The sequence below is a fragment of the Enterobacter sp. JMULE2 genome (assembly GCF_013337145.1).
GTDB classification, from domain to species: domain Bacteria; phylum Pseudomonadota; class Gammaproteobacteria; order Enterobacterales; family Enterobacteriaceae; genus Enterobacter; species Enterobacter mori.
Map to the genome: position 1 here is coordinate 1 of NZ_SGWD01000014.1, position 18866 is coordinate 18866.

Below are 18866 nucleotides of genomic sequence, written 5' to 3' on the forward strand. Positions count from 1 at the left end.
GCTTTTACCTCGCCACCCGGCTTTCTTTTAGCGATTAAGCCAGTCAGCAACCTCGCCGTACGTCCCGCGATACACAATCTTCTCCGCTTTCTTCTCCAGCTGATAGCCGTACATCGGGTCGTAATAGTCCTTCAGCAGCGGCGCAAGCCAGCTGAAGTGCGCGTTCGTGCTGCCAGAGCGTTGCTGTTCCAACAGCGCGGAATCTAACAGCGCGGTGAATTCTGCATACCGCTGCAGCCCCAGACGGCGGCGAATGGCGAACAGGCCGTGATGCAGGTACTCGCTGTACGCCTTCCAGCCTGCCTCTTCACCGTAGGCAGCAGAAAAATCCGCCCACATATGGTCGAAATACTCTTCGCGCAGGCGCTCAAGGCGGACGTCAAACGGGTCTTCGACGACAACGATAGGGGCTTCAGCCATGCGATCGCGCAGGCACTCCGGCAGGTGGTTGGAGCCAATCATCCGGCCCTCGTCTTCCAGCACCCAGCGAGAGGCGTCTTTTTTCAACAGCTCAACCGCAAGATGGTTTTCAAAGCTGGCCTGGGAAAGCTGCGGCGTGAGCGTGCGGCCAAACGACGAACCGCGGTGGTGCGCCAGCCCTTCCAGATCGATGCCCTGCGCGTGCTGCTTCACCAGCAGGGTTTTACCGTTCCCGGTGCAGCCGCCGATAAGCACCATCGGCTTTTGTGACTGCTCGAGGGTCACCTGAATCGCCGTCTGACGCAGGGCCTTATAGCCGCCGCGGATCAGCGGGTAGTCGACACCCGCCTCTTTTAGCCAGGCCTGTGAGATATGCGAGCGTTGGCCGCCGCGCGCGCAGCAGAGATAGCCCTCCGGGTGGGCAAGGCTGGCCTCGCGCCAGGCGTTGATACGTGCCTCACGCGTCTCGCCGTTCACCAGGCTATGGCCGAGCGCCAGTGCGGCGTCCGGTCCCTGCCGTTTATAGCAGGTGCCGACGGCAGCGCGCTCGTCATCGTTCATTAAAGGCAGGTTAAACGCCGCAGGCATCGCGCCCTGGGCGAATTCGATCGGCGCGCGAACGTCGATTAAAGGGGTATCAGACGCGAGGATCGCGCGATAGTCCGTTCCATCGTTCATGGTTATTCCAGAAGAAAACTCAGCAGCAATGGGCGGGGATTGTACGCCGGGGAAGGGGAAGGTCAACTCCCCGGCGTAGATGTCTTACCTGAGCTTTGACTGTGCCCAGACAATTCCGCTCGCGTATTCCGGCGGCAGGAGAGGGATCATCGCTTCCAGCGTGGCGCTCAGGCGATCGGTATCACTGTCGTTCAGGTTCAGGTGACCGACCTTACGGCCTGCGCGAACCTCTTTGTCATACCAGTGCAGATGCACCAGCGGTAGCTTCAGCCAGTCGTAGTTCAGATCGGTGCCGATCAGGTTGATCATCACCGACGGGCTGTTCACCACCGGCTGCGGCAGCGGCAGGTCGGTGATCGCGCGCAGGTGCAGCTCGAACTGGCTGATGGACGCGCCGTTTTGCGTCCAGTGGCCGCTGTTGTGCACGCGCGGTGCCAGCTCGTTAATCAGCAGGCCGGACGGGGTGATAAAGCACTCCATCGCCATCACGCCGACATAGCCCAGTTCGTGCATGATGGCTGAGAGCATCTCTTCCGCCTGCGCCTGCTGGTCAGCATTGGCGTGCGGGAAGGCGACGCTGATGCGCAGAATGCCATCCTGATGCAGGTTATGCGTTAGCGGGTAAAAAACGGTGTGCCCGTCATGCCCGCGCGCGCCCACCAGGGACACTTCACCGCTGAAGTTAATGCCCTGCTCAACGATGCACTCGCCGTAGCAGTCGTCCGGCAGCTCGGCGGTGTCGTCTGCGCGTAAACGCCACTGGCCGCGGCCGTCGTAGCCGCCCACGCGACGCTTCACGATCGCCAGCTCGCCCAGCATCGCGAAGACGTCATTCCACTCGCTTTTATCGGACAGGAGCTGCCACGGTGCGGTTGCCAGGCCGAGTTTGTCGAACAGCTGCTTTTGCGTCAGACGGTCGGCGATGACAGGGAACACGTCGCGGTTAACGAAGGCGTTATGACGCGCCAGCTCGCGGGTCAGCGCGGTTTCCGGCCAACGTTCGATCTCGGCGGTGATCACGCTCTGGTGGAACGGTACGGCTTCAGGTTCAGCATCCAGCCCGACGGGCCAGACGGCAATACCCAGCGGCTCACCGGCCTGACGCAGCATGCGGCCTAACTGGCCGTTACCGAGAACGCAAACCTGCTTCATGCCGCACCCCGCGGGTCCGGGTTATCCAGCACCTCGTCGGTCTGGGCTTTACGCCATTCGGCCAGACGCTGGTGCAGGTCTTTATCGTGAGTCGCCAGGATTTGGGCTGCAAGCAGGGCTGCGTTTGCCGCACCCGCTTTGCCAATCGCCAGCGTGCCGACCGGAATACCGCGCGGCATCTGGACGATGGAGTAGAGGCTATCCACACCGCTTAACGCGGCGCTTTGTACCGGGACGCCCAGAACCGGCACCAGGGTTTTGGCGGCAATCATGCCTGGCAGATGTGCTGCGCCGCCCGCACCGGCAATAATCACCTCGTAACCGTTCTCTTCGGCGCTTTCGGCGAAGCTGAACAGTTTGTCCGGGGTACGGTGCGCGGAGACCACTTCGACGTGGTGCGGAACATTCAGGATGTCAAAGATTTCGGCGGCGAACTGCATGGTAGCCCAGTCGCTTTTGGACCCCATCACGATGGCGACACGCGCCGGATTATTGCGGGAAGACATGCGTCTTAAAACTCCTGTGGTGCGAAACACACTGCTTTCGAGGGCACAGAGAATAGCATGTTATACGGGCAAGGAAAACGGTTGCGTGGCTGAGAAATAAGCGAAGCGACGAGAAAAGGTTAAAACGGAAACGCGATCAGTTCGACACCTTCTGGGGTGACTTTGACCATCGATCCCTCAGTGTGCCAGGCACCTAATACCACGCGGTGGGCGGGTTCGCCGTTGGCGGTAAGGGAATGCACGTCAGGACGATGGGTATGGCCGTGGATAAGCCACTGGACGTGATGCTTCTCCATCACGTTCACGACCGCCTGCGGGTTCACGTCCATGATGGTCATGGATTTGCTGCTGTTGGCGGCCTTGCTGCCCGCGCGCATTCTTGCGGCGATGCGGTTGCGGATAAACAGCGGCAGGGCGAGGAATAGCGTCTGGATCCACGGTGTATGGACCTTAGCACGAAACGCCAGGTAGCCGGTATCATCGGTGCAGAGCGTGTCGCCGTGCATGATCAGGACGTTGCGGCCATACAGGTCGAGCACCTGCTCTTCCGGCAGCAGCGTCATGCCGCTTTCGCGGGCGTAGCGCTGGCCTATCAGGAAGTCACGGTTGCCGTCAATGAAGTAGCAGGGGACGCCGGAATCTACCAGCGCGCGAATGGCGGCTGCCATTTCACGGTGCAGCGGGTTAGGGTCGTCGTCGCCAATCCAGGCTTCAAAGAGGTCGCCCAGGATGTACAGCGCGTCGGCGCTTTTCGCTTCACCGCGTAAAAAACGCAGAAAACCGGCGGTGATCGCCGGTTCTTCCGTTTGCAGATGCAGATCCGCAATAAAGAGTGTCGCCACGAATTACTCGCTGACGGTCACGCTTGTAATCACAACGTCTTCTTTAGGAACGTCCTGGTGCATACCGCTGCGGCCAGTAGAGACGGCTTTGATCTTGTCAACCACGTCCATACCTTCAACCACTTCTGCGAATACGCAGTAGCCCCAACCCTGCAGGCTTTCGCCGGAGAAGTTCAGGAAGTCGTTGTCAGCCACGTTGATGAAGAACTGCGCGGTTGCAGAGTGTGGTGCCTGAGTACGGGCCATCGCCAGCGTACCGCGGGTGTTTTTCAGACCGTTGTTCGCTTCGTTTTTGATCGCTTCTTTGGTCTCTTTCTGGTTCATGCCAGGTTCAAAACCGCCGCCCTGGATCATAAAGCCGTTGATCACGCGGTGGAAAATGGTGTTGTTGTAGAAACCTTCGCGGCAGTAGTCCAGGAAGTTTTTAACTGTTTCAGGCGCTTTGTCATCAAAGGTCTTGATTACGATATCGCCATGATTAGTGTGGAAAGTAACCATTTTTGCATCCTGTTCCGTTATTGTGGTACGTCGACCCGCGTTCGGGTCATCTATAGGGGCTTGTTATAGCATAACCACAGGATGCGATCACCTTGCATTGTGTGCTGCTTCGGGTTTGAATTACGGGTAGAATACCCGGTTTTCGTCCACACACGTGTTTACATGGAATCTTCGATGTTAAAAATCTTTAATACAATGACGCGCCAAAAAGAGGAATTTAAACCTATCCATGCCGGGGAAGTCGGCATGTACGTGTGTGGTATTACGGTTTACGATCTCTGTCACATCGGCCATGGCCGTACCTTCGTCGCTTTCGACGTGGTGTCCCGCTACCTGCGCTTCCTGGGCTATACGCTGAAATATGTGCGTAACATCACCGATATCGACGACAAAATCATCAAGCGCGCTAATGAAAACGGCGAAAGCTTTGTGGCGCTGGTGGACCGTATGATCGTTGAAATGCACAAAGATTTCGACGCCTTAAACATTCTGCGTCCGGACAGCGAGCCGCGCGCGACCCACCATATCCACGAAATTATCGACATCACCGAAAAGCTGATCGCACGCGGTCACGCCTACGTTGCGGACAACGGTGACGTGATGTTCTCCGTGCCGACGGACCCAACCTACGGCGCGCTTTCCCGTCAGGATCTGGACCAGCTCCAGGCCGGCGCGCGCGTTGACGTGGTTGACGTGAAGCGTAACCCGATGGACTTCGTGCTGTGGAAAATGTCCAAAGAGGGTGAACCAAGCTGGCCATCCCCGTGGGGCGAAGGCCGTCCGGGCTGGCACATTGAATGTTCGGCAATGAACTGCAAACAGCTGGGCAAACATTTCGACATTCACGGCGGCGGTTCAGACCTGATGTTCCCGCACCACGAAAACGAAATCGCGCAGTCCACCTGCGCCCACGGCGGCGAGTACGTTAACTACTGGATGCACTCCGGGATGGTAATGGTTGACCGCGAGAAGATGTCGAAATCGCTGGGCAACTTCTTCACCGTGCGCGACGTGCTGAAGTACTACGACGCGGAAACCGTGCGCTACTTCCTGATGTCCGGCCACTATCGCAGCCAGCTGAACTACAGCGAAGAGAACCTGAAACAGGCGCGCTCGGCGCTGGAGCGTCTGTACACCGCGCTGCGCGGTACCGACAGGTCTGTTCCTGCGGCAGGCGGTGAGGCGTTCGAAGCACGCTTTGTTGAGGTGATGAACGACGACTTCAACACCCCGGAAGCCTATTCCGTGCTGTTCGACATGGCGCGCGAAGTGAACCGCCTGAAGTCAGAAGATATGGCCGCGGCGAATGCGCTGGCGTCCCATCTGCGTAAGCTCTCTTCCGTGCTCGGCCTGCTGGAGCAGGAGCCGGACGCGTTCCTGCAGAGCGGCGCGCAGGCGGACGACAGCGAAGTGGCGGAGATTGAAGCGCTGATTAAGGCGCGTCTGGAAGCGCGTCAGGCGAAAGACTGGGCGGCGGCCGATGCGGCGCGTAACCGTCTGACCGAGATGGGCATCATTCTGGAAGACGGCCCGCAGGGGACGACCTGGCGCCGTAAGTAAGTCTGTAACGCCCGGTGGCGCTTACGCTTACCGGGCCTACAAAATCACGATCGTAGGCCGGGTAAGGCGTAGCCGCCACCCGGCTTTCTTTTACCGCCGTCTCCACCACAACAATCCCATCAGCACGACTCCCGGCAGCCACACCCACAGCAGTTCCGAGATAATGACCTGATGCCCGTACGGCGTGGTGTAGCGCGACAGCGCAAACGGCGCGACCTTGATCACCTGCCACGGCGCAAAGAAACGTTCATCCGACCACGGCCACAGCCAGCCGACGCCTTTCCCGCCTGTCGTTATTGAATCCAGCAGGCTGTGCGACAGCAATGACACCGTTAAAAACAGCCAGCAGCGCGTCAGGCTGGCCCGGAACCATCGTCTGCCAATCAGCACGCAAAGTATTGGCACCACAAAGGCGAACAGCAGTGAGTGGGTAAAGCCGCGATGGCCAAAAATATTCCCGTAGGCGACGCCGAATTTGAACGCCAGCACGTCAGCGTCGGGCAGCATGGCGAGCACGATACCGGCAAACAGCAGGCGGGGAGGGATGACTTTAGTTCCCAGACCTAAGCCCAGGCAGAGCGGAACAGCAGCGTGCGTAATAACGGTAGGCATTGCGATTATCCATGGCAAATCATGGAAATATAGCAGCGAATTCGCGTTTACAAACCTGTGCTAAATTCTGATTTTACGCCGATTCGCGCGCGATAAGCTGTCCGGAGAGGGTAATGCGCTGGGTTTGCAAGTCCGGCTCTTTCAGCTTGCGGATTATCAGCCCCGCCGCCTGACGCCCGGTTTCGTCACTGGCCGAGGAGACGTAGGTGAATGACGGTGATGTGAGGTTAACGTGAAGCATATCTTCAAAACCGATCAGCGCCACCTGCTGAGTTAAGAACACATCTTTCCCCACGGTGCGACCCACCTGATGAATGCCGGAGATAGAGCCGATCATGGCATCCGGCGAATGGCAGAGCAGGGCGGTGATGGCGTTATTTTTTTCCAGCAGCTGGCGAGTCGCCATCGCGGCGGCCTGCGTGTCGTCGCTGCAGGCCGGTGAATAGTCATCGCGCCAGACCAGTCCGCTTTGCGTCATCGCGCTGCGAAAACCGAGCAGGCGCTGCTCGCGGATAAGGCAGCCCTCGCGTCCGCCAATATAGGCGATCGTGCGGTGTCCGCGCTCGATGAGATAGCGCGCGGCCAGGTTCGCCGCCTGGCGGTTGTCGCGCATCACCAGATTGCATTTTTCATCAATCAGAGACTGCGAGACCACTACCAGCGGAAGCGGACACTGGCGAATTTGCTCCGGCAGAGCAGAGGTGCGGGTGTCAGAAGCAAGATAAATGACGCCTGCGACACCCTGCTGCTTAAACGACAGCAGGGTCCGTTCCAGATGTTCCCGGTCGTTCAGCGGCTGACCGAGAAAAACCATGTATCCCTGCTTCTCCAGTTCCTGAACAATGCTTGCCATCACCTTGATGGAAAAGCTGTCGCTGAAGTCGCGCAGGATCAGGCCGATAAGATTGGAGGTGTTGGCGCGGAGGTTGGCAGCGGCGACGTTATGAACATAGCCCAGCGTATTGATGGCAGCGTTGACCTTCCCGATCGTTGCCTCTGAGATTTTCCCTTTCTGGCGTAGCACCAGCGAGACGGTTGAGACCGACACGCCCGCGTGCTTTGCGACATCAATAATGCTGACTTTCTTCAAAACCGCTCCCTGAAATTAACCGATAATCAGCCAGATAAGACACGTCTCTCAGCGTACAGGAGACGTGTCGTTCAGGCATCTTATTATTTGCCGATCATGGTGGACATGGTCTGGGCGATAAACTGTGCTCTGGCACCGAAAATCACCTGAATACCGTTATCGCCGACGAAGACCACGCCGCGCGCACCGAGTCCGTTAAGACCGTCTTTATCTACCGCGTCGCTTTTTGCCACTTCCAGACGCAGGCGGGTGATACAGGAGCCAACCGAATCGATATTCTGCGCGCCCCCCAGCAGGCTGATGATTTCGGTGGCAAGTTCGGAATCGGACTTGTCATTCGCACTGGCGGTCACTTCGGTACGGCCCGGCGTTTTCACGTCGAAACGGCGGATCACAAAGCGGAAGGTAAAGTAGTAAATCAGCCCCATTGGGATACCGATGATAACGGCGCTCAGGAAGTTGGTCTGGTAGCCGTTAAACGACGGCAGGATCCCGAAAGACAGGTAGTCGATAAAGCCTGCCGAGAACGACTTGGCGATGTGCGCATGCAGCAGGTACATGGTCATGTACGCCAGGCCCGCCATGATGGCGTTGAAGACGTACAGGATCGGCGCCACGAAGATAAAGGTGAACTCAACCGGTTCCGTAATACCCGTCAGGAAGCAGGTCAGCGCCGCAGAGAACAGAATACCGGCCGCGATTTTCTTATTCTTCGTGTGCGCTTCGTGGTACATCGCCAGGCACGCCGCGGGCAGCGCAAACAGCATCAGCGGGAACTCGCCCTGCATGAACTTACCGGCGTTCTGGTAGGTGTCGCTGCTGAAGGATTTCACCCCTTCTTCCAGCATCTTGAACCAGATGGTCTGGTCGCCGTGGATCACCTGGCCCGCCTGGGTGGTGTAATCCCCGAACGAATACCAGAAGGACGGATACCAGATGTGGTGCAGGCCGAGCGGGATCAGCGCGCGCTCCACCAGACCGAAGATAAAGGTCGAGGCCGCCTGGTTGTCGCCGTTCACCACCACGGAGAGGGCGTCGATACCGGCCTGGATATGCTGCCACACGTACGGCAGCAGCAGACCGAGCAGGAACGACAGTAACGCCGTCGCAATCGCCACAAAACGTTTACCGGAGAAGAAGCCGAGGAACTCCGGCAGCTGCATGGTGTGGAAGCGGTTATAGCACCAGGCCGCGAGAATACCGCAGATCAGGCCGCCGAAGACGCCCATCTGCAGCGTCGGGATGCCGACCACCATGGCGTATTTCCCGCCCTGAGAGGCCATTTCCGGCGTGATGCTTAGCACGGTGCTGATGGTGATATTGGTGACAAACACCGACACTGCCGCAGAGAGCGCCGCGATGCCGGACTCCGACGCCAGACCCACGGCAGAGCCGATGGCAAACAGCATCGGCAGGTTATCAAAGATAACCCCGCCTGCGTTCATCATCAGCGGCAGGTGGAACTTATCGCCGAAGGCCAGAAGCAGGCCCGCAGCGGGAAGCAGTGAAATTGGCAGCATTAAGGCGCGACCAATCATCGATAACTTAGACAGCGATTTAACAAACCCTGATATCAGACTCATGCTGATTTCCCCCGAGTAGCGCTTTTTTGGCGCTGTTATTGTAAGTAGAACGTTTTAGTAGAACGTTCTACTTATCGTGGGGAAAGAGTGAAAAACGCGCAACTGAAATCTCACCTTTCAACAGATGAAATAGTGATTATTTGAAGTTGATCGATAAATAACCGTGATGGGTGTGAGGGGATGGTGAGTGAAATTGCCGGGTGGCGGCTTCGCCTTACCCGGCCTACAAACGGAGAGAGTACGTAGGCCCGGTAAGCGCAGCGCCACCGGGCATCAAACGGCTCAGGCCGTAACGGTCACGCTCTGACCTTCAAAGCTCACGGTCTGACCCGCGACAATCTTGCAGCGCTTGCGGGTTTCCACCGCACCGTCGACTTTCACTCGCCCGTCGGCAATAACGATTTTGGCCTGCGCACCGCTTTCGCTCCAGCCTTCCAGCTTGAGCAGATCGCACAGCTCTACGTGCGGGTGTTTGCCTAATGAAAATGTGGCCATCTTATGCTTCCTCTACGTCGTGGTACTCTTCGCATGCCTGCAAAGTATTCTGAATCAGTGTTGCAACGGTCATCGGGCCCACGCCGCCCGGGACCGGCGTAATGTATGAGGCACGCGCCGCGGCATCTTCGTACACCACGTCGCCGACCACTTTGCCGCTTTCCAGACGGTTGATGCCCACGTCCACAACAATCGCACCCTCTTTAATCCACTCGCCCGGAATAAAGCCCGGCTTGCCGACCGCGACGATCAGCAGATCGGCATTTTCGACGTGGTGACGCAGGTTTTTGGTGAAGCGGTGGGTCACGGTGGTAGTGCAGCCCGCCAGCAGCAGCTCCATGCTCATCGGACGGCCCACGATGTTAGAGGCGCCAATCACCACGGCGTTCAGGCCGTAGGTGTCGATGTTATAGCGCTCCAGCAGCGTCACAATGCCGCGCGGCGTACACGGGCGCAGACGCGGCGCGCGCTGGCACAGGCGACCCACGTTGTACGGATGGAAACCGTCCACGTCTTTATCCGGTGCGATACGTTCCAGCACCTTCACGTTGTCGATGCCCGCAGGCAGCGGCAGCTGTACCAGAATGCCGTCGATCTCGTTATCGGCATTCAGGGTGTCAATAAGTTCCAGCAGTTCCGCTTCGCTGGTGGTTTCAGGCAAATCGTAAGAGCGGGAGACGAACCCCACCTCTTCACACGCTTTGCGTTTGCTGCCGACATAAATCTGCGATGCCGGGTTGCTGCCAACCAGCACAACGGCCAGCCCGGGGGCGCGTTTTCCGGCGGCTTTACGCGCCTTCACTTTTTCAGCGACCTCAGAGCGCACCTGCTGCGCAATCGTTTTACCGTCAATAATCTTTGCTGCCATCAGAGAGAAGATTCCGTCTGTAACGTTTGAAAGGGGGGATTGCCTATATTTTGTCAGAAGCGAGCGCCGCTGTCAGTCACCCTTTGCGAGATTTCATCACGGGGCCGCAAAACCTTGTGGAAGGTATGGTCAATTTCCTAGGTGGGAATAGGATGTGACCTGGTAAAATGGCAGTGTTTTGACATATTTTAAAATAGTTTCCTGAGCTACTTTGTCTCCTCCGAAATAAGCTTTCAATTAATCAATTGAACGTATTTCTTATTCCCGATTATCCGCGGGAAGGGTTATTTACATTTTAAAGGAATAGACATGAAACTCAGCAACATTGCTTCTACTGTTATTGCAACTTTGGCCCTGGTCGCGGGTGCCGCTCATGCAGAAGATACCACAACGCCTGTTTCCGTTAATGGCGGTACCGTGCATTTCAAAGGTGAATTAGTGAATGCTGCGTGTTCAGTAAATACTGATTCTTCCGAGCAGACGGTTAATCTCGGTCAGTACCGTACCGCGAAATTCACCAAAGTGGGTGACACCACCTCCAATATTCCGTTCACCATCGAACTGAACGATTGCGATCCGCTGGTTGCGAAAACCGCTGCGGTGGCATTCACCGGTCAGATCGACGCGACGGATAAAACCCTGCTGGCGGTCACCTCTGGCAACAACGACAACACCGCGAAAGGCGTGGGTATCGAGATCCTCGACAGCAAATCCAGCGTCCTGACCCCAGACGGTGCCACCTTCTCTGCCGCGCAGAGCCTGATTGAAGGTACTAACACCCTGAACTTCACCGCGCGCTATAAAGCCACTGCTGCGACCACCGAGCCAGGCCAGGCGAACGCTGACGCTACCTTCGTGATGAAATACGAGTAATGCCTGAGTACAGGGATGTGGTCGACCTCAGGGAGGAGGTCTTTTAATCGCTAATGCCGGGAACGAAGGATGACAAGGACTGGGATACTGTTTTTTGCCCTTGCGATTGCCTCAGCGGTAAACGCACATACCGTGGTAATCGACGGCGGCAAGGTTCACCTGAGAGGGGAACTGGTCAACGGCGGCTGCGCCGTGGCGCCTGATAGCCAGAATATGCGCGTGGATATGGGGCAGTACCGCACCAACTCATTTTCCGGCGTCGGCAGTTTTTCCACGGTAAACGTGCCTTTCACCGTACGGCTGCTCGACTGCAGCGTGGACGTTTCTCGTACCGTGGGGATCCAGTTTCAGGGCGCAACCCCTGCAGAAGATCCGCAGGTTTTCCTGGCGACATCGCGGCCAGGTGAAGCTCCTGTCAGCAGCGGCGTTGGTCTGGCGCTTTTCGACGAACAACAACGTCAGATTATCCCGAACGCCACGGCGGTCAGCTGGCTGCCCATTGATACCCGCGAGCTGGCGTTTCATTTCAGCGCTCGCTACCGGGCGATTTCCGAACACCTCGTGCCAGGCAATATTCAGTCGGATGTCTGGTTTACGTTGATTTATCCCTGACGCCTGCGAACACATTATTAAAGGTACGGTTGTGATGAACACCCTGATTAAACCCGGACTGTTTTTATCTTTTATTTTGATGATGGTTTCTGCCTGTGCAAATGCATCCGGCGGAATTGCGCTGGGCGCGACGCGCGTGATTTATCCGGCAGATGCAAAACAGACATCGCTGGCGATCACCAACAGTAACAAGCAGGAGCGTTATTTAATTAACGCGTGGATTGAAAACGCCAGCGGGCAAAAAGAAAAAACCTTTGCCGTCACGCCGCCGCTGTTTGTGAGCGAGCCGGACAGCGAAAACACACTGCGCATTATTTATGCCGGGCCGACCCTGCCCGCCGATCGCGAATCGCTTTTTTACATGAACGTGAAGGCAATTCCGTCAGTGAGTAAGGCGAAAACAGAGAACAATAACGTGCTGCAGCTGGCCATTCTGTCACGCATCAAGCTGTTTGTGCGCCCGGCTAACCTGTCGATGCCACCGGAAGAGGCGCTCTCCCAGCTGCGCTTTGAGCGCGTCGGGAACCACCTGAAGGTGAGCAATGCTTCGCCCTACTACGTCACGCTGGTCAACCTGAAGCTTGGCGGCCAGACGCTGGAAAACCTGATGGTCGCGCCGAAAAACTCCGCACAGCAGGTGCTGCCAACCGCAGCCAGCGGCACGCTCTCCTGGCAGAGCGTCAATGATTACGGCGCTATTACTCCGGCGCGTAGCGTCAATCTATGAGCAGAGTCAGGGCGATGAACACTCAATGGCGTTACTGCCCGGTTGCACTGGCATTGATGACAACGCTCTGGCCGCACGCCGGCTGGAGCGAAAGCTACTTCAACCCGGCTTTTTTGTCCGACGACGCCGCCAGCGTGGCGGATTTGTCGCGTTTTGAACAAGGACACCAGCAGGCGCCGGGCGTCTATCGCGTGGACATCTGGCGCAACGATGAGTTTATCGGCACGCAGGACGTGCGTTTTGAACAAGCCGAAAACACGCCACCCGTCGCGGGCGGGTTAGCGCCGTGCATTACGCGCGCGATGCTCGACCGTTTCGGCGTCAACATTGCGGCGTTCCCGGAACTGGCAAACGTGCAGGGGGAGACCTGCGTTCCGCTGACGACGGCTATTCCCGGCAGCGAAACGGCCTTCAACTTTGCGTCATTGCGCCTGAACGTGAGCCTGCCGCAGGTGGCCATGCAAAACAGCGCCCGGGGCTACATTCCGCCTGAACAGTGGGATGAAGGCATTCCCGCCGCCCTGTTGAATTACAGCTTTACCGGCAACCGCGGCAGCGATGACGACAGCTATTACCTGAACCTGCAGAGCGGGCTGAACTATGGTGCCTGGCGATTACGCAATAACGGCGCGTGGCGTTACACCCAAAGTAACGGTCAGCGTCACAGCAACTGGCAGAATATTGGCACCTGGGCTCAGCGCACCGTCATTCCGCTGAAAAGCGAGCTGGTGCTGGGCGACAGCAATACCGGTAACGATGTTTTCGACAGCGTCGGCTTTCGGGGCGGGCGGCTCTTTTCCTCCGACAGCATGTACCCGGACAGCATGCAGGGCTACGCGCCAACCGTACGCGGTATTGCCCGCACGCCAGCCAAGGTAGCGATCCGCCAGAACGGTTATGTCATTTACCAGAGCTATGTCCAGCCTGGGGCGTTTGCCATTACCGACCTTAACCCAACCTCATCAAGCGGCGATCTTGAGGTAACGGTAGAAGAGAAGGACGGTAGCCAGCAGCGTTACACCGTGCCTTACTCCACCGTGCCGTTGCTGCAGCGTGAAGGACGCTGGAAATATGACCTGGTGGCGGGGGATTACCGCAGCGGCAACAGCGAGCAGGACACGCCGTTCTTCGCTCAGGGAACGCTCATTACCGGCCTGGCCGACGGCTATACGCTGTACGGCGGCACGCAGCTGGCGTCACGCTATACCGCGATTGCCCTCGGGGCCGGGAAAAACCTCGGGGACTGGGGGGCGGTCTCGCTCGATCTCACCCATGCCCGCAGCCAGCTCGCGGATGACAGCCGCCATGAAGGGCAGTCCCTGCGCTTCCTCTACGCAAAATCCCTTAACGGCTTCGGCACCAACTTCCAGCTGCTGGGCTATCGCTACTCTACCAAAGGGTTCTACACCCTGGACGATGTGGCGTGGCGCTCAATGGAAGGCTACCAGTATGGCGAAGGTCAGGACGATGACGGCGTGCCGGACGTGCAGAGTTATCACAACCTGACGTGGAACAAAAAGGGGCGCTTCCAGCTCAACATTTCCCAGTCGCTGGGGGATTACGGCTCGGTTTACCTCTCCGGTAGCCAGCAGAGCTATTGGGGCACCAGCGAATCTAACGTCTGGTATCAGCTGGGCTATGCGGGTGGCGTGAAGGGGATCAACTACTCCGTCTCCTGGTCGTGGAACAAGGCCGTTGGGATCGACGGTACGGACCGGATTGCATCGTTTAACGTCTCCGTGCCGTTCAGCCTGTTTACCCGTCACGGCTATCGCCGCGATAGCGCCATCGACAGAGCCTACGCTACCGCTTCTGCCAGCCGTAACAGCGACGGCGATACCAGCTGGCAGACCGGCGTGAGCGGAACACTGCTCGAAGACCGCAACCTGAACTACAGCGTCACGCAGGGGCACGCCAGCAATAATGGTGCAAGCGGCAGCGCCAGCGCCAACTGGCAGGCGACCTACGGCACGCTGGGCGTGGGCTACAACTACGCCCGCGACCAGCACGATCTCAACTGGCAGCTTTCTGGCGGCGTGGTGGGGCATTCAGACGGGGTGACCTTCAGCCAGCCGCTGGGCGACACCAACGTGCTGATCAAAGCACCGGGGGCATCAGGCGTCAGTATTGAAAACCAGACCGGGGTGAAAACCGACTGGCGAGGCTATGCCGTGATGCCGTATGCCACCGTCTACCGCTACAACCGCGTGGCGTTGGACACCAATACCATGAGCAACAACACCGACATCGAAAATAACGTGAGCAGCGTGGTGCCGACCAAAGGGGCGCTGGTGCGCGCCAGCTTCGATACCCGTATTGGCGTGCGCGCCCTGCTGACCGTCACGCTCGGCGACCAGCCCGTGCCGTTTGGCGCGGTAGTGCGTGAAACGCAAAGCGGCGTCACCAGCATGGTGGGGGATGACGGGCAGATTTACCTCAGCGGGCTGCCGCTGGAAGGTGAGCTGCTCATCCAGTGGGGCGACGGAAAACAGTCCCAGTGCCGTGCAAGCTATCACTTACCACCGGAAAGCCTGAACCAGGCCATTACGCTGGCGGGGGCACGCTGTGAACGCTAACAGGAACCCAATCATGACCATTATCCGTAGCATAGTTGGCGCGGCAGTGTTGTGCAGCGCACTGCCCGCATGGGCCACGGTGTGCCAGAACTCCACCGGCGTGGCGAAGGATATTTCCTACGATCTCTCCAACGTGTTTAACAGCGCTAACAACAGGCCGGGGGAGATTGTCACCCTGGCGCAAAAATCTGGACTGGTGGGGGTGAATGCCATTTGTCCCCGCGGGACAACCGGTAAATCCACCATGCGCAGCTATGTCACCGACTTGCCCATTACCACGGTGATCGACAGCTATAAATATGTGAAGCTGAATGAGTACCTCGACGGCGCCATGCAGATCCACGATGACTTTGCGGGCACGTTCTACCCTCCCGCGAATTATATTCAGATGGGGCAGCACCCCAACGTACCGAATAACAAGGCTTTTCCGGTAACCGATTCCAAGCTGGTTTTCCGTCTGAGGGTAACGCGGCGCTTTATCAATATGGTGGTGATCCCGCAGCAGACCATGTTCAGGGTCTATGTCACGACGAAAACCGCCGATCCGCTTAATACGCCGGTCTATACCATTAGCTACAGCGGAACGATTCAGGTACCGCAAAGCTGTGCGATCAACGCAGGCCAGGTCGTGGAATTTGATTTTGGCGATATTGGTGCGTCGTTGTTTAGCCAGGCCGGTGCCGGAAATCGACCGCAGAAGGTTACGCCTCAAAGCAAAACCATTGCCATTAAATGCACAAACGTTGAAGCCAATGCGTATCTGACGATGCGTATCGAAGCGGAGAAAGTGTCCGGTAATGCGCTGGTTTCTAATAATCCCGATCTGGGGTTTGTGGTCGCTAACGAAAGCGGCACGCCGCTGACGCCTAACACGCTCACCAGCAAAATTCCGTTCCGCCTGGATGACAGCGCTCAGGCACAGGTCGGCATTCGGGTCTGGCCTGTGAGCGTGACGGGCAACAAGCCTGCCGAGGGCCGTTTCACCTCGCGCGGCTATCTTCGCGTGGATTACGATTAAGGAGGAGCAATGGGACACTGGAGCAGGTACATTGCTGCGGGAGTACTGATGATGCTTCACGCTGGCGCTCAGGCGGCCACGGCGTTGGGGGAAATCAATATTGAGATGTCCGGCAACATCGTCGATTTCACCTGCGTGGCCGAAGGCAATGACAGCGATAAGGTCGTCACGCTCGGCACCTGGCCGACGAAACAGCTTAGAACCACGGGGAGCCGCACGCAGCCCATGCCGTTTACGCTGAAGCTGACCGGCTGTCCTCCTGGCGCAGCCTCCATTACGTTTTCGGGAAAAGCAGACGGCAGCGACAGCGGTTTGCTGGCGCTCAATGATGGCAGTACGGCGGGTCAGGTTGCCGTGGAGATCCGCGATGCGGATAAAACACGGCTGGATCTTCAGCAGGCCAGCCAGCCGGTGACGGTCGATGCAGAAGGTAATGCGGTACTGTCGTTCTATGCCAATTATATTGCCACAGCGGATAACCCTCAGCCGGGACGGGCAGATGCGGATGCCACGTTTATGATCAATTATAATTAGCGCTGACCGCACTCCCTGCAACTCACTTAAGTTGCGGGGAGTGAATTCAGTTTATAGCAGTTCGTGTGCTTTCGCGTAATCTATTAATTCTACAATGCTCTGGACGCCGAGCTTGGAATAAATATTGGATTTGTGCGCGCTAATGGTTTTGTTGCTTAATAGCAACTGCTCGGCAATCTCCTTATTGGATAATCCATTCGCCAGATAGCGTAACACCGTGACTTCGCGATTCGATAATGGCATATCCGGCGTGATACCTTTCCCGGAGCCCAGATGATTTATAAAGTTCAGCGTTTCTGACGGGAAAAAAGAATAGCCCATCAGTATCATTTCCACCGCGTTGTAGATCTCACCCAAATCTTTTCGCTTACTGACAAAGCCATTGGCCCCTGCGCGAATGGCGCGTCCTGCGTAAAACGACTCTGATTTTGACGAGAGGAACAGAACCTTGATGTCTTTGTTTAGGTTTCTGATTCTCTTGAGTAATGAAAACCCATCGGTTCCCGTCAGTTCGATGTCCAGGATAACCAGGTCGATGGGGTGATTGCGAATACAATCAAGCACTTCATGGCTATCGCCAGACTTGAGTTTGACGATGATATTTTATTTTTCTGTAGCAGGACTTCTATCGACATTCTGACAATAGGGTGTTCGTCCATAATGATAACGGATGCCGGTTTCATTTTTAATGCCTCAGATTGTTAAAAGCGTTATGCGGAGTTTTGTTCAAACTCTCGAAATGCCGGAAGGATATAGATGGTGATCCTTATACGGTAGTAATTCCCTGGAAAGAGCGAAAGCATCCTTGTTAACGTAGCGAGTAAATTAATGCCTCAGCGCGGTTATCTCATTTGGCTGGTGTGGCAAAAAGGTTTTTCTTATTCATATTTGCAACGCATCTTATTATACCGTGTAAGTTTTCTCCGAAAACCCTGTAAATTAATCCTGGTCCATTGCTTTGTATTATCTTCTGGATCTGAATCGCTATTATTTTAAATTTAGCGCAAATGTCCTGCTATTCCATTTACCACATTTTTTCATCTTTATGTAATAACAAAAAATGACATATATCACTTTATGTTAATTGTTTGTTAACAAAACGAGGTGGGGAAAGTGGTGCGGCGCGTGCACGGCAAGCGCAAAAAATAGGCGGGATCGGGCGTGGCATCTTCATCTGAAAGCCAGGAGTGGCCCGCAAGATAAACCTAAAATTGAACAGCAGGATATGCTGTAACCTGCGCTTACCGCACCTGACCCGTACAGATCAGTCGCTTGTTTTTACATCATTATCATCTTTTTAACGGACTCCCTCATCGCTTAACGGATGGTGGAAAGTGCTGAGATAGGCATTTTCAGTGATATTTCACGTGGTTCAAGAGGATAATTTAGGAATAGTTGCAAATTCGATGAAATTGTTAAATTAAAACAAAAAATTAACATTATCGGTAAGTTATTTCTTAAAGGTCTTTAGGAATGAACGGGTTAATGCCTAAGTCAAAACGTGCAGTCTGAGAGATTATTAAGAAGGTGCAGCAATTCCTGGCGGTGGTTTAACCCCAGCTTGGTCAAAATGCAGCCGAGACGATAGATAATGCGGCTATAGGGGTGGTTTTGAATCAGAGCAATCTGACGTAACGTTTTGCCACGAGACAGCTCTTGTAAAATGGGCCATTCACTGCGCGTGAACCACTCTTTCACCGAGCCTTGCGGCGGCTTTGTTTCCAGCAGGTACTGCTGCAGTGCCGCAGCGGGCAACTGACGTTCAAGCACATGAAAGGGCCCCGCCGCTTTGCAGAACAGGCGGGTATCGTAATCATCTGCCCTGACAAGCAGATGAGGGGTAAGAAAAGGCGGGTAGAGACTATATCGTCTTAGCTGATCCAGTTTGTCGATCAGAGCCGTGGCGCGGCTGTCGATATCGACTACCAGACGCGCGGATGGCCACTGATTCAACGCGCTTAAGGCATCTTCCAGCACTGGATAGTCAGAGCAACAGCTTAGCGGGAAATTCCCGTTCAGCATTCCGGTGCGCAGGTAATGATCTTCCGTGACCAGAATGATAAACGGGGCGTCAGTTTTATGGGTCAGGTTGGTGGACTGGCTCAAAAATTCGAGTCGGTCAAAGAAGGGGGGAGCAAAAGGCGAGCGTGTAAATCCCAGTGCGTCACTTCCTGTACGACGCCGACGGTAACGGCGCACTGTCATTCCCATGGCCTCCCTCC

18 protein-coding genes and 1 pseudogene are annotated in these 18866 nt (G+C 56.3%); 7 read left to right on the forward strand and 12 right to left on the reverse strand.

Annotated elements, in window-relative coordinates; genetic code table 11:
* Positions 1-27: 27 nt before the first annotated feature.
* From mnmH to ppiB, 5 genes are all read right to left on the reverse strand, one after another.
* A complete protein-coding gene (mnmH, locus tag EXW94_RS15170; protein ID WP_174340425.1) occupies positions 28-1098 on the reverse strand; it encodes a tRNA 2-selenouridine(34) synthase MnmH in 1071 nt (356 codons plus the stop codon).
* Between the two features lie 84 nt (positions 1099-1182).
* The gene (gene purK, locus EXW94_RS15175) at positions 1183-2250 is read right to left on the reverse strand and encodes a 5-(carboxyamino)imidazole ribonucleotide synthase (protein WP_174340426.1); all 1068 of its coding nucleotides are present in this window, start codon (positions 2248-2250) and stop codon (positions 1183-1185) included.
* The gene (gene purE, locus EXW94_RS15180) at positions 2247-2756 is read right to left on the reverse strand and encodes a 5-(carboxyamino)imidazole ribonucleotide mutase (protein ID WP_010428244.1); all 510 of its coding nucleotides are present in this window, start codon (positions 2754-2756) and stop codon (positions 2247-2249) included. The genes purK and purE overlap by 4 nt, the downstream gene beginning before the upstream one ends.
* A 119-nt stretch (positions 2757-2875) precedes the next feature.
* Positions 2876-3598 (reverse strand): UDP-2,3-diacylglucosamine diphosphatase, encoded by a 723-nt coding sequence (gene lpxH / locus EXW94_RS15185; protein ID WP_174340427.1) that lies wholly within the window; start codon positions 3596-3598, stop codon positions 2876-2878.
* 3 nt (positions 3599-3601) lie between these two features.
* On the reverse strand, positions 3602-4096 hold the full coding sequence (gene ppiB / locus EXW94_RS15190; RefSeq protein ID WP_010428247.1) for a peptidylprolyl isomerase B: 495 nt from the start codon (positions 4094-4096) through the stop codon (positions 3602-3604).
* A gap of 174 nt (positions 4097-4270) precedes the next feature.
* Between ppiB and cysS the strand changes: the two genes are divergently transcribed.
* Entirely contained in the window at positions 4271-5656 is a 1386-nt protein-coding gene (gene cysS, locus EXW94_RS15195; RefSeq protein WP_174340428.1) for a cysteine--tRNA ligase, read from the forward strand.
* 90 nt (positions 5657-5746) lie between these two features.
* Here cysS and EXW94_RS15200 read toward each other — a convergent pair whose 3' ends face one another.
* The 5 genes from EXW94_RS15200 to folD form a co-directional block, all read right to left on the reverse strand.
* Positions 5747-6268, reverse strand: coding sequence for a metal-dependent hydrolase (locus EXW94_RS15200; RefSeq protein ID WP_120159056.1), 522 nt, complete (start codon positions 6266-6268; stop codon positions 5747-5749).
* A 73-nt stretch (positions 6269-6341) separates the two neighbouring features.
* Positions 6342-7358 (reverse strand): Mal regulon transcriptional regulator MalI, encoded by a 1017-nt coding sequence (malI, locus tag EXW94_RS15205; RefSeq protein ID WP_174340429.1) that lies wholly within the window; start codon positions 7356-7358, stop codon positions 6342-6344.
* 83 nt (positions 7359-7441) lie between these two features.
* Positions 7442-8941: a PTS transporter subunit EIIC gene (locus EXW94_RS15210; protein WP_089599406.1), complete on the reverse strand. Its 1500-nt coding sequence runs from the start codon at positions 8939-8941 to the stop codon at positions 7442-7444.
* A gap of 282 nt (positions 8942-9223) precedes the next feature.
* Positions 9224-9436, reverse strand: coding sequence for a ribosome-associated protein YbcJ (ybcJ, locus tag EXW94_RS15215; RefSeq protein WP_010428256.1), 213 nt, complete (start codon positions 9434-9436; stop codon positions 9224-9226).
* 1 nt (position 9437) lies between these two features.
* Positions 9438-10304, reverse strand: coding sequence for a bifunctional methylenetetrahydrofolate dehydrogenase/methenyltetrahydrofolate cyclohydrolase FolD (gene folD, locus EXW94_RS15220; RefSeq protein ID WP_010428257.1), 867 nt, complete (start codon positions 10302-10304; stop codon positions 9438-9440).
* A 309-nt stretch (positions 10305-10613) separates the two neighbouring features.
* On the opposite strand from folD, the gene fimA reads away from it, so the two are divergent.
* The 6 genes from fimA to sfmF all read left to right on the forward strand — a co-directional run bounded on the left by fimA (position 10614) and on the right by sfmF (position 16644).
* Positions 10614-11177: a type 1 fimbrial major subunit FimA gene (gene fimA / locus EXW94_RS15225; RefSeq protein WP_174340430.1), complete on the forward strand. Its 564-nt coding sequence runs from the start codon at positions 10614-10616 to the stop codon at positions 11175-11177.
* 69 nt (positions 11178-11246) lie between these two features.
* A complete protein-coding gene (fimI, locus tag EXW94_RS15230; protein ID WP_010428261.1) occupies positions 11247-11789 on the forward strand; it encodes a type 1 fimbrial protein subunit FimI in 543 nt (180 codons plus the stop codon).
* A 34-nt stretch (positions 11790-11823) separates the two neighbouring features.
* On the forward strand, positions 11824-12516 hold the full coding sequence (gene fimC, locus EXW94_RS15235; RefSeq protein WP_010428263.1) for a type 1 fimbria chaperone FimC: 693 nt from the start codon (positions 11824-11826) through the stop codon (positions 12514-12516).
* A gap of 14 nt (positions 12517-12530) precedes the next feature.
* Positions 12531-15092, forward strand: a complete 2562-nt coding sequence (locus tag EXW94_RS15240; protein WP_174340431.1) for a fimbrial biogenesis usher protein — start codon at positions 12531-12533, stop codon at positions 15090-15092.
* 13 nt (positions 15093-15105) lie between these two features.
* Positions 15106-16110: a type 1 fimbria D-mannose specific adhesin FimH gene (fimH, locus tag EXW94_RS15245; protein WP_174340432.1), complete on the forward strand. Its 1005-nt coding sequence runs from the start codon at positions 15106-15108 to the stop codon at positions 16108-16110.
* A 9-nt stretch (positions 16111-16119) separates the two neighbouring features.
* The gene (gene sfmF, locus EXW94_RS15250; protein WP_010428269.1) at positions 16120-16644 is read left to right on the forward strand and encodes a fimbria assembly protein; all 525 of its coding nucleotides are present in this window, start codon (positions 16120-16122) and stop codon (positions 16642-16644) included.
* 51 nt (positions 16645-16695) lie between these two features.
* Here sfmF and fimZ read toward each other — a convergent pair.
* Both fimZ and EXW94_RS15260 read right to left on the reverse strand, forming a co-directional pair.
* Positions 16696-17327: pseudogene (gene fimZ / locus EXW94_RS15255) on the reverse strand (fimbria biosynthesis transcriptional regulator FimZ).
* Between the two features lie 811 nt (positions 17328-18138).
* Positions 18139-18855: a response regulator transcription factor gene (locus EXW94_RS15260; RefSeq protein WP_109081090.1), complete on the reverse strand. Its 717-nt coding sequence runs from the start codon at positions 18853-18855 to the stop codon at positions 18139-18141.
* Positions 18856-18866: the final 11 nt, after the last annotated feature.